Origin of the sequence: Planktothrix mougeotii LEGE 06226, assembly GCF_015207485.1 — a bacterium.
Classification (GTDB): Bacteria; Cyanobacteriota; Cyanobacteriia; order Cyanobacteriales; family Microcoleaceae; genus Planktothrix.
In genome coordinates this window covers 1-12,547 of record NZ_JADEWU010000048.1, presented here as the reverse complement: position 1 = coordinate 12,547, position 12,547 = coordinate 1, and the positions used below count along the sequence as shown (strand labels likewise).

At 39.2% G+C, this 12,547-nt stretch carries 9 protein-coding genes; 6 read left to right on the top strand and 3 right to left on the bottom strand.

Annotation, left to right across the window (positions count from 1 at the left end; translation table 11 throughout):
* Positions 1-162: 162 nt before the first annotated feature.
* On the top strand, positions 163-414 hold the full coding sequence (locus IQ236_RS18125) for a hypothetical protein (RefSeq protein WP_193870595.1): 252 nt from the start codon (positions 163-165) through the stop codon (positions 412-414).
* Positions 411-674, top strand: a complete 264-nt coding sequence (locus IQ236_RS18120; protein ID WP_193870594.1) for a ParE family toxin-like protein — start codon at positions 411-413, stop codon at positions 672-674. Before IQ236_RS18125 ends, IQ236_RS18120 begins: the two co-directional genes overlap by 4 nt.
* A gap of 124 nt (positions 675-798) precedes the next feature.
* On the opposite strand, the gene clpB is transcribed toward IQ236_RS18120, so the two are convergent.
* Positions 799-3,426 (bottom strand): ATP-dependent chaperone ClpB, encoded by a 2,628-nt coding sequence (gene clpB, locus IQ236_RS18115; RefSeq protein ID WP_193870593.1) that lies wholly within the window; start codon positions 3,424-3,426, stop codon positions 799-801.
* 246 nt (positions 3,427-3,672) lie between these two features.
* Here clpB and IQ236_RS18110 point away from each other — a divergent pair, with 246 nt between their 5' ends.
* Together IQ236_RS18110 and IQ236_RS18105 are read left to right on the top strand one after the other, a co-directional pair.
* Positions 3,673-4,026 (top strand): hypothetical protein, encoded by a 354-nt coding sequence (locus IQ236_RS18110; RefSeq protein ID WP_228041724.1) that lies wholly within the window; start codon positions 3,673-3,675, stop codon positions 4,024-4,026.
* 10 nt (positions 4,027-4,036) lie between these two features.
* Positions 4,037-4,504 (top strand): PIN domain-containing protein, encoded by a 468-nt coding sequence (locus IQ236_RS18105; RefSeq protein ID WP_193870592.1) that lies wholly within the window; start codon positions 4,037-4,039, stop codon positions 4,502-4,504.
* Positions 4,505-4,594: 90 nt separating this feature from the next.
* Here the strand turns inward: IQ236_RS18105 and IQ236_RS18100 are convergent, their stop codons facing one another.
* Both IQ236_RS18100 and IQ236_RS18095 read right to left on the bottom strand, forming a co-directional pair.
* On the bottom strand, positions 4,595-5,815 hold the full coding sequence (locus tag IQ236_RS18100; protein WP_193870591.1) for an acetate kinase: 1,221 nt from the start codon (positions 5,813-5,815) through the stop codon (positions 4,595-4,597).
* Between the two features lie 112 nt (positions 5,816-5,927).
* Entirely contained in the window at positions 5,928-6,569 is a 642-nt protein-coding gene (locus IQ236_RS18095; protein WP_322744243.1) for a histidine phosphatase family protein, read from the bottom strand.
* A 441-nt stretch (positions 6,570-7,010) separates the two neighbouring features.
* On the opposite strand from IQ236_RS18095, the gene IQ236_RS18090 reads away from it, so the two are divergent.
* Both IQ236_RS18090 and IQ236_RS18085 read left to right on the top strand, forming a co-directional pair.
* Complete coding sequence (locus IQ236_RS18090; RefSeq protein WP_193870590.1) at positions 7,011-9,419, top strand: phosphoketolase family protein; 2,409 nt, start codon at positions 7,011-7,013, stop codon at positions 9,417-9,419.
* Positions 9,420-9,848: 429 nt separating this feature from the next.
* Positions 9,849-12,547, top strand: a 2,699-nt coding sequence (locus IQ236_RS18085; RefSeq protein ID WP_193870589.1) for a DUF4347 domain-containing protein, incomplete at its 3' end; no start/stop codon positions are given.

Here is a 12,547-nt window from a genome sequence, read left to right as displayed (position 1 = left end):
TATTTAATTTAATCATCTGTTATCGGGGTTTATTCCTGCTAATGGCATTTATAGCTAAACACTAGAAACGAGGGAACAAGCAATCAGAAACCGGCTTTCTCTTTTCCAAGTTAATTGGTGTTATAATCCTATTCTGATTAATAAGTACCACTGGAAGCCAAAATGTCAAAAGAAAATATAGCAACCGTTGTTAAGATACTAGAATCTTTAACAGATTCCCAACAGCAACAGATTATTGAGCATTTACAAAAATATATTAGAGATCTAAAAAACAAAAACGCTGATTTGGAAGATGAATTGCAGTGGGATCAATCTTTTCAAAAAACCCAAAGCAAGTTAGTCGCAGCAGCAAAGCTGGCAAAACAACAAATTGCTCAAGGACAGGCACAACCAATGGACTATGAGCAATTATGAGGTCTGCTACTTTACCGTCTTTTTGGTCAGAATATCATCGCCTTCCACTCAACATTCGCAAAGAAGCGAAAAAAGCGTATCGTTTATGGCCAAATAATCCTTTTTATCCCTCCTTACACTTTAAGTGTATTAATCGTGATGAGGATATTTGGTCAGTCAGAATTACGCGAAATTATCGTGCGATTGGAATTTTACAAGAGGATACAGTTACATGGTTTTGGATTGGTAGTCATGATCAATATGAGGAGTTTTTTGGGTAAATTTAAGATTAGCAAATAAAGTAAATATTGGGCAAAAAATTTTGATAAACCTAGTTTATTGTTCTAGTTATCCATATAAAATACCCCTTACCGATTAGGTAAGAGGTAAGGAAAAAAGATCAATTTATCGTTCTTGAACTGTTAACAATTCAACGGGTAAACGTTTAAATGCTAATCGTTCATTTTCGATATCAACAAAAATGGTATCTCCATTCACAAATTCACTGCGAAGAATGGCTTTAGCAATAGGGGTTTCTAATTCTCGTTGAATGGCTCGTTTTAATGGACGTGCACCATACACGGGATCATAACCCACTTCTGCTAAGAAATCTAAGGCAGAATCCGATAATTTTAACGCCATTTTCCGTTCAGCCAAACGTTTCGATAATCGTTCAATTTGGAGACGAACAATTTGTCGCAATTCGGATTTTTGTAAGGCATGGAAAATGATCATTTCATCAATGCGGTTGAGAAATTCAGGTCGGAAACTTGCCCGCATTGCGTCTAATACTCGACTCCGCATTTCTTCATATTGGGAATCTGAACCCGACACATCTAAAATATACTGTGATCCCACATTACTCGTCATGATAATAATGGTATTTTTGAAATCAACAGTATGACCTTGTGCGTCTGTTACCCGCCCATCATCGAGGATTTGCAGCATAATATTAAATACATCGGGATGGGCTTTTTCTATTTCATCAAACAGAATTACAGCGTAAGGACGGCGACGAATGGCTTCGGTTAATTGCCCCCCTTCGTCATATCCCACATACCCTGGAGGAGCACCAATTAAACGGGAAACGGCGTGTTTTTCCATGTATTCCGACATATCAATTCGCACCATCGCTTCTTCGGTATCAAATAAATAGGAAGCTAAGGCTTTTGCTAACTCTGTTTTCCCGACTCCTGTAGGCCCTAAAAAGATGAAACTGGCGACGGGACGATTGGGATCAGCTAACCCGGCTCTTGAGCGTTGAATGGCATCAGCAACGGCCGTTACGGCTTCATTTTGACCGATGACTCGGTGGTGTAATTCATCTTCTAAATTCAGGAGTTTTTGCATTTCCGACTCGACTAATTTACTAATCGGAATTCCTGTCCATTTAGAGATAATTTCCGCAATATCGGCTTCGGTTACTTCTTCCCGCAATAAAGTTTTTCCACTGGTTTGAGTCGCTTCTAATTGCGCTTCTGTAGCTTTAAGTTTTTTCTTGAGTTCTTCAAGTTTACCGTATTTTAATTCCGCAGCCCGGTTTAAATCATAATTCCGTTCGGCTTGCTGAATTTCAATATTAACCCGATCAATTTCTTCTTTGATGGATTGAATATCGGTAATTACATTCTTTTCAGATTGCCATTGAGAACTGAGGCTGCGCTGTTCTTCTTTTAAAGTTCCTAATTCACTTTCTAGCCGTTCTAACCGTTCTAAAGATGCGGTATCGCTTTCTTTTTGCAAGGATAATCGTTCCATTTCTAATTGCAAAATTCGCCGATCAATTTCATCTAATTCTTCCGGTTTAGACGTGATTTCCATTTTTAATTTAGCCGCAGATTCATCAACTAAATCAATGGCTTTGTCGGGTAAAAAGCGATCGCTAATATATCGAGTGGATAATACGGCGGCTGCGACTAACGCACTATCGGAAATTTTCACCCCGTGATGCACTTCATAGCGTTCTTTTAATCCCCTTAAAATTGAGATGGTATCTTCAACGGTGGGTTGATCGACATAAACCTGTTGAAAACGCCGTTCTAAGGCCGGATCTTTTTCAATATATTTACGATATTCATCGAGGGTTGTTGCTCCAATACAGCGCAATTCTCCCCGTGCTAACATGGGTTTTAATAGGTTCCCCGCATCCATCGCTCCTTGGGTTGCACCCGCCCCCACAACGGTATGAATTTCATCAATAAATAGAATAATTGCACCATTAGAGTCGGTAACTTCTTTTAATACCGCTTTGAGGCGTTCTTCAAATTCTCCTCGGAATTTTGCTCCCGCAATTAATGCCCCCATATCTAAGGCAATTAAGCGTCTTTCTTGCAAAGATTGAGGTACATCTCCGGCAATAATTCGTTGGGCGAGTCCTTCGGCGATCGCGGTTTTACCAACACCGGGTTCCCCAATTAATACGGGATTATTTTTAGTTCTCCGACTTAAAATTTGCACCGTGCGCCGAATTTCATCATCTCGTCCGATCACGGGATCAAGTTTTCCTTGGCGGGCGGCTTCGGTTAAATCTCGACCATATTTTTCCAGGGCTTCATATTTGTTTTCAGGGGTTTGATCAGTCACTTTATTGTTTCCTCTAATTTGAGTAATAATTGATTTGAGTTTAGGTTCATCTAAGTGAAATTCTTGAAATAAAGCCTTGCCAAAACGATCATCTTTAGGATATGCTAAAAATAGATGCTCGATGGAAATAAACTCATCTTTGTATTCTTGGCGATAAGCTTCGGATCGATCCAATAGGGTATCTAAACTTCGACCTAAATAAACATTAGAAATTGTACCTGTTATTTTAGGTTGACGATTAATAAAGCTATCGGTTCTTTCTCGAAATTTAGCAACAGATATTCCAGCTTTACTTAAGATATTTTTAGTTAATCCTTCTTGTTCCAGCAACGCTTTCATTAAGTGTTCACTTTCAATTTGTTGCTGTTGGGATTGTTTGACAATATCGGGAGTTCTGGCTAGAGCTTCCCAGGTTTTTTCTGTAAATTTATTGGGGTCAGTTGGTTGCATATTGATTAAGCCTCCACATAGATTAAAATGAATTGACTGATAATTATCAATATTAGCAATGCTAGAAGTTAAGGATTTCCTATAACACTTCCTTACTATACTGAACTCTCTGACGGAAGTTTATCTGATTTTCACGACTTTTTGAGTACGGTTCACCGAAAATCCGGGGTTAATCTCAAAATCTGAAGGTCAAAGGAGAATCGATCTATAATTAAAACAGTCTAACTCGTTGAGGAAATTTTAACAATGACACAAACTGTTAACCCTAGTTCTCCCATTTCAGCCGGAACTAACCCGACTACATCGGAAGCAAAACCGACGTTATTAATTAACGAAATTTTAACAGAAATTCAATTAACTCCGCAAGAACAATGGCACAATCTATTACAAATTATGAGAACTTTTCGACAAGCCACGAACCCAGACCCTCAACCTGTCCCTTTAACACCGGAAGAACAGCAACGGAAAGAACAAATTAAAAAAAATCAAGCTGTAATTGAATTGTTAAGAGAGTGGAGAGAAGATGGTGATGAGCAAGAACAAAAAGAAACTTGGGAAATTTTAAATCAAGCGTTAGAGATTGAAAAAAACGAAATTTAAGGACGTGTAAATGCGATTAATTTTTTTAGATGCTGGCCCTTTAGGAATGATTGCTAACCCGAAAGCGACTTCCTCAAATTTAGGCTGTCAATTATGGTTAGACAATTTATTAGCCCAAGGGGAAAAAGTGATTTTACCCGAAATTGCTGACTATGAAATCCGTCGGGAATTATTAAGAGCTAATAAACAACGGAGTATTAGGAAACTTGATCAATTAAAATCTATTTTAGAGTATAGACCGATTAATACGGAGGTAATGTTATTAGCAGCAGAACTGTGGGCGGATGCGAGAAAAAGCGGCAACCCAACGGCGGATAATCGTGCTTTAGATGCAGATGTTATTCTAGCAGCGCAAGCTAAATTAGAAGAATTAAATGGAAATTCTGTGATTGTAGTGACAACGAATAAAAAGCATTTATCGATATTTGTAGACGCGAGAGAATGGCAAGAAATTCCTCAACAAAGTGATTCACCATAGGAGTGAATGGCTAAGGAAACATCATTTTTAACCTCAATACTTCGGTGAGTGAGGCAATAGAATCCTGATGGAGAGTGAGACAAGTCAAGTTTATGTAGAGGAATGAAAAATATGCCAACATTCAGTGGCGATCGCCCAATCTTCTTCCGTATGAATCACTAATATTTTAACCTTTGAATCGGGTGTTGAAATCTCTTCATCAATGGGGTGAGAGGCATTTTTTTCTAAGTCTAATTTTAACCCTAAAAACTCCCATCCTTGACAAGTGGCTTCTCGAACTTGTTCGGCGTGTTCTCCGACTCCGGCGGTAAAGACTAAGGCATCTAAACCGCCTAAACTGGCTAACATTTGCCCTATTCCCATTCTTAAGCGATGAATATACATTTCAAAGGCGAGTTTTGCTTGAGCATTTCCGGCTTTCATTTCTGCTAAAACATATCGCAGATCTCCCGACTCTCCAACAATTCCTTTTAAGCCGGATTCCTTATTTAAAATTTGATTAATTTGATGCACATCATATTGATATTTTCCCTGTAAATATAAGACAATAGAGGGATCAATTGAACCGCTTCGGGTTCCCATCATTAATCCTTCTAGGGGGGTAAATCCCATTGTGGTATTAATACTAATCCCATCTTGAATTGCGGCTAAGGAACATCCATTTCCTAAATGACAGGTAATTATTTTTAAGAATTCTAAGGGTTTCCCTAAAATTTTAGCGGTTTGTTTGGCACAATATTTATGGCTAGTTCCATGAAATCCATAGCGTTTGATTCCTTCTTGTAAATATTGATAAGGAATCGGATAAACTGTTACATAATCGGGCATTTTTCGATGAAAAGCGGTATCAAATACTGCAACTTGGGGGACATTCCCTAATAACCTTTCTACGGCTTCAATTCCTTCTAAATGGGCGGGGTTGTGGGTAGGGGCGAGGGGAATTAAAGATTGAATAATTTCCTTAACTTTTTCATTAATCAATATGGCTTCAGAATAATCTGAGCCACCATGGACGACACGATGACCAACAATATTAATTTCTGAAAGGTGATTTAATACTTTTGTTTCCCCTGCACTTAGGGTATTAAACATTTGAGCGATCGCGTCTTGTTTAGATTTTAAATCAATTTGATACTCTTGCTTAACCTTTAAGGTTTTCACTTTCATTAACCCGAATTCTTGAGAAGCTGTCCAATCAATTGTTGCTTCCCAAATCGGGTGTAAGGGATAGTCGGGTAATGTAGATTTTGTAATTTCATACAAACAGCTTTTTTGAGAACTTGAACCCGCATTTAATACTAAAATTTTCATAGGGTAAATTCGGTAAAAATTAAGATCAATAATAATATCATCAATTGAACTCAAATCCGAAAACATAAACTAAATTTTATGGGCAATCCTATTAATCCCTTAAATCCGGGTTTTAAGTTCCAATAGAAGACCGTAAGCTTTCATCTAAATGACAGCGATCAGCTAAAACGTGTAATAACGGCCCATGAGATGATAATTCTACGATACTAACGGCCCCTGTGGGCATAGCAATGCGATCGCGAAATCTGCCAATATCAATTCCTAATAATTCACAGATCATAATTCTAATCGTGGCTTTATGAGATACAATTAAAATATTCCCCGATTGATAACGTTCTCCAATTTCTTGAAGCACCGGAGCACAACGTCGAGCAATATCAACCCCTTTTTCGCCGCCTGTGGGAGCATTCCAACCGGGATCTGTTAACCAGCGAACATACTCATCATGGTAATTTTCATTAACGGTTTGGGGTGATTTTCCTTCCCATTCTCCATAGGCAATTTCTTTTAAACCGTCTCGAAATTGCATTTCTAAACCGACTGTATCACATAGAGGTTTTGCTGTCGCAATGGTTCGTTTCATCGGACTTATAAATGCGGCAACCCAAGGCAAATTCTGGTAAGCCTTAGCAAATTGATCCGCCATTTTTAAGCCATTTTCGGTTAAATCGGGATCTAAATTTCCACAATAACCGCCTTGTTGACTATAGGTGGTTTCTCCGTGTCTCAAAAAATACAGTTTAACGCTCATCATTTTTAGCCAGTGATTGATGGGATACAATGATTCTCGTGTAGGGGCGAGGCGTGCTTCACTCCTACGATAAATTTAATTTTAAGCTATTTGTCCGACTAATTTACACTGGTTATATAGTAATCCTAAATCATTGGTGGAAAAAACCTGTAGGGGTTGGGTTTCCCAACCCTATTTGCACCTGGGTTGGGAGACCCAACCCCTACAATAAAAAAAATAATTTTAATCTTTTGTTAAAGTTTCCTCCTTATAACGGCTAACCTCGTCAAATCTTAAAAAAACAATAAGAATAAAAATAGGATGTCTCTTCAATCAAGATTCAGTGCTATGATTTAACCAAATTTTCAACAAGAGGGTGTATACAAAACTGCAAACCGCCGTTTTCAAGATATCCTATACTCTCAAAAGTTGAAAAACGAAAACCCTTTATAACGGTCAGGACTTATGGTAGCTGCACCAGATAAACCCATTGAGTTGAATAACCCTTTGAATGAGGAGGAACTGCTTAAGATTAACGCTTACTGGCGAGCTTGCAATTACCTAGCCGTTGGTATGATTTATCTACGCGAAAATCCTTTATTAAAACAACCCCTAAAACCTTCAGACGTTAAACATCGGTTATTAGGACATTGGGGCTCCAGTCCAGGGTTGAGCTTTATCTACATTCACCTCAACCGCTTAATTAAAAAATACGACCTGGATATGATTTATCTCGCTGGCCCAGGTCACGGCGCACCCGGAGTTTTAGCCCCGGTTTATTTGGAAGGAACCTACTCAGAAATTTACCCCAATATTAGCGAAGATGCTGACGGGATGCAGAAATTCTTCAAACAGTTTTCCTTCCCTGGGGGTATTGGCAGCCATTGTACCCCGGAAACCCCCGGTTCTATCCATGAAGGAGGGGAGTTAGGCTATAGTTTATCGCACGCCTATGGGTCTGTGTTTGATAACCCCGATTTAATCTCCGTTTGTGTGGTAGGAGACGGAGAAGCTGAAACCGGAGCTTTAGCCACTGCATGGCATTCTAACAAATTTTTGAATCCGATTCGAGATGGGGCGGTGTTGCCTGTTCTACATTTGAACGGGTATAAAATTGCCAACCCGACTATTTTATCGCGGATTAGCCATGAGGAATTAGAAGCGCTATTTAAAGGCTATGGCTATAAACCCTATTTTGTGGAAGGGTCAGACCCGACCTTAATGCACCAGAAAATGGCGGCGACCTTAGAAGAGGCCATTACGGAAATTAAAGCCATTCAAGGGGAAGCCCGGTCAACGGGAACCGCAAAACGTCCGATGTGGCCAATGATTGTTTTACGCAGTCCCAAAGGTTGGACGGGCCCTGCGGAGGTGGATGGTCATAAAGTTGAAGGGTTTTGGCGAGCACACCAAGTCCCCATGGCGGATGTCACCACCAACCCGCCCCATCTTCAGTTATTAGAAGATTGGATGCGGAGTTATAAACCGGAAGAATTATTTGATGAAAACGGTCGTTTAATTCCTGAACTCAAGGCTTTAGCCCCCCAAGGCACGAAACGCATGAGTGCGAGTCCCCATGCCAACGGAGGGGCACTGCGGAAAGATTTAAAATTACCCGATTTTCGCCAATATGGGGTTTCTGTGGAACATCCGGGTAAGGCAACAGTAGAAAATACAAAACTTTTGGGCAATTTCCTACGGGATGTGATGCGGAATAATCTGCACAATTTCCGAGTATTTGGCCCCGATGAAACCGCCTCTAATCGTTTAAATCCGATTTATGAGGTTAGTAAAAAAACTTGGTTAGCTGAGTTTTACCCGGAAGATTTAGACGGAAGTGAGTTAGCCACCGATGGCCGGGTGATGGAAATGTTAAGTGAGCATACCTTAGAAGGCTGGTTAGAAGGGTATTTACTCACCGGACGTCATGGATTTTTCCACACCTATGAAGCCTTTGCTCACGTCATTGATTCCATGTTCAACCAACACGCGAAATGGTTGGATATTTGTAAAAATGAAGTGTCTTGGCGAGCGCCGATTTCTTCCTTAAATATTCTATTGTCTTCAACGGTTTGGCGTCAAGATCATAACGGGTTTAGTCATCAAGACCCCGGCTTTTTAGATGTAGTTACGAATAAAAGCGCCAGTGTGACTCGGATTTATTTACCCCCCGATGCGAACTGTTTATTATCCGTTGCTGACCATTGTTTAAAGAGTACCGACTACATCAATGTGATTGTGGCAGATAAACAGAAACATCTGCAATTTTTGAGCATGGATGATGCCATTAAACATTGTACTAAAGGCATTGGCATTTGGGAATGGGCGAGTAATGATGATTGCGGAAAAGACCCGGATATTCCTGATGTGATTATGGCGAGTTGTGGGGATGTGGCGACGATGGAATCCTTAGCAGCAACGGCGATTTTACGGGAAGAAATACCGGAGTTAAAAGTTCGGTTTGTGAACGTGGTGGATTTATTTAAGTTACAACCGGATACGGAACATCCTCACGGGTTATCAGACCGAGATTTTGATAGTTTGTTTACAACAGATAAACCCATTATCTTTAATTTTCATGGCTATCCTTGGTTAATTCACAAGTTAGCTTATCGTCGCAAAAATCACCCGAATCTGCACGTCCGAGGGTATAAAGAAAAGGGGAATATTAATACTCCCTTGGAATTAGCGATTAATAACCAAGTTGACCGTTTTAATTTGGTGATGGATGTGATTGACCGAGTACCTAAATTAGGTTCGGCGGCGGCTTACGTTCGGGAACGCATGAGAAATGCTATCATCGAAAATGTCAATTATGCCTATGAGCATGGTATTGATAAAGATGAAATTGTGAATTGGAAATGGCCGTTTTAAATTCCTAGAAACCGGGTTTCCAATTCAGTCTACCGTAGAGACGCGCCATGGCACGTCTCTACGTGGGCTTTAGGAGCATCTATAGCCATCGATTTAAGGATTTAATATCATTTAACTTCTAAAATATTACCCATTTTTTTCAATTTAAAATAACAATATTTATCAAAATTATAGAAAATAACTACACAGTCAGTCTTTTAAAATCTATATCTTAGGTATAAGCACAAAAAATATATGGCTGGCTACAATGAGGTTGATTCAGTTGGTTTAAATAACCTATACGGCTAGATTTTAGCTGTGTATTGACTTGAAAATACAGAGTATTTGCCTAGACCCAAAACTTGTATAAAAGGTTTAGGTGATAGGGATATTTGCATCTACATAATAAACTTCAACCTCATTTTTAATTAAAATTAGGACTATCTGGGTATGTCATTACAACAGCAAGAAAAAGCCATCGTTTTTATTGATGCTCGTGTTAAAGATTATCACATCTTATTAGAAGAAGTCAATCCAAACGCAGAAGTTATTATTTTTTCTCCTAACAAAGATGGAATTCAAGAAATAACTTCTGTTCTCAGTCATCGCAAAAATATTCAATCTCTCCATATTATTTCTCACGGAAGTCCCGCAGAAGTAAAATTAGGAAATACCGAATTAAATACCCATACCCTAAATCAATATGCACCTCAAATTAAACAATGGAAAACTGCTTTTACCCAACATACCGACTTATTATTATATGGCTGTAATATTGCTCAGGGGAGTTTAGGAAAATCTTTTATTCATCACTTAGCTAAACTGACTCAAACTCAGGTTGCAGCCTCCAAAAATTTAATTGGAAATGCCGAATTAGGAGGAAATTGGAATTTAGAAGAAACCACTGGAATAATTCAAACGCCATTGTGTTTGAGCGAAAAAGCGATCGCAAATTACAAGGGAATTTTATCTGAACCTGCGATTAATTTTAGGGGTACTTTTGTGCAAAATGGGGCAACCACTTATGAAGCCCCTGGTGCTAACAACCCCAATACAATCTACACAATGAACTATGCAGGAAATAACAATACATTCAATTCTTTTGATATTGTTCTTCCCGATGTAGGTACGGTTCCCTTTGAAATTATCAAGAATTTAGATTTTCTGAAAATTCAACGAAAAGATAACCCTGAAGTTCAAGGGATTAGGGATATTCTGTGGTTTGATGGCACTGCAAATGACACAACAATTAATATAAATTCAGGCTATAATAGCAGCATGGAAGTTGCGCTGAGAACTCCTATTTTAAACTTAGGAACTGATAATATTTTTACGAATACGGGAGATGGCAATAACAACAATAATAATATTGAACGAATAGATTTTATAGAACCCGGAGGCTTAATTTCACCTACGACCAATGAAAGTATTGGTTTTGTATTAGTTGAACGCGGAAGACCGGGTTTAAATGATCCCGTTATTATCACTCCAATTTTAGGCATTGATGAACAGAATAAACCCACAGAATTCGGGGGGTTAATTAACATTAATGATGGGGAGTGGGGAAATTCTGGGCTTCCCGATGTCATTCCCCAAATTACCCGCCAAGATCCAAATCAAGATCAAATGCGTTGGGCTTACACCAGTACATCACAAAGTGTTGGCGGTATTTATGTCAGCTTTGCCGATTTAGGGATTAATCCTGGGGAAACCTTCTATGGTTATGCTATCTTTCCAGCAGATGTAAATGCTGATATGGATTTAATCGGATTATCTGATGTCCCCTTAAATACCAATCAAGAATTAGGGGGTTTGGATGTTATTACAGGAGGATTATTAGCTAGTGCACTTAATATTGCTCCCACCAGTAGTAACAACAATGTTACCACTTTAGAAGATACTCCTTATAATTTTGTTGCCGCCAATTTCCCCTTTAATGACCTCAATACTGGGGATACTTTACAACAGGTGAAAATCACCAGCCTCCCCACACAAGGAACGCTTAACTTGAGTGGTCAAGCTGTTACTATTAATCAAATTATTCCGATTGCAGAAATTGGTCAATTAAATTTTAGTTCACCGCTTAATGCGAATGGTGACAATTACGCGAACTTTAGCTTTCAAGTTGGAGACGAAACGGATTTTAGTGGTAACAATACCCTCACCGTTAATGTTACGCCTGTTAATGACGCGCCTGAAATCAATGACCTCAACAATAACCCCAGTTATATCTTGGGAGAAAACCCGGTTATTCTCGATAACAATGCCATTATCAATGATGTAGAATTAGATACTATTAACAATTATGCTGGATCTACTCTAACTTTAAGCCGCGATGGTGCAGCTAATCCGAATGATGTTTTTAGCGGAATTGGCACATTAGGAGCCCTTACTCCTGGGGGAAATCTAACAGTTAATGGCGCTATCATTGGCACTGTTACTAACAATAGTGGGGGTCAACTTCTCCTCACCTTCACGAATGCGACAGCAACTCAAGTAGATACGGTTTTACAACAAATTGCCTATTCTAATAGTGGTGATACTTCGGAAACAGTTACGATTAACTATAGCTTCAATGATGGCAATACAGGAAGCCAAGGTACAGGAGGCGCTTTAACTGCTACAGGTAGCCTTACCGTTAATATTAATACGCCACCCAACCAACCCCCTACAGCAACCAACGATACTGCTACAACTCAACAAGATACTCCTGTCATCTTAACCCCTTTAAATAACGATACCGACCCAGAAGGTGATAATTTAATTATTGAAAATGTTAATAATCCTAATAACGGTACAGTTAACTTAAATCCTGATACGGGAGAAGTTGTATTTACTCCTACACCCGGTTATATTGGCCCTGCGAGTTTTGACTATACTGTCAATGATGGAAACGGGGGAATTAGCACCGCAACTGTTAATATTACTGTTGATGAACTTCCTAACCAACCGCCTATCCTTGTTGACGATACTGCTACAACTCAACAAGATATTCCTGTCACCATCAACCCTCTAAATAACGATACCGACCCAGAAGGTGATAATTTAATTATTGAATCCGTTAATAATCCTAATAACGGTACAGTTGAACTAAATCCTGATACTGGAGAAGTTGTATTTACTCCCACTTCGGGTTATATTGGGCCAGC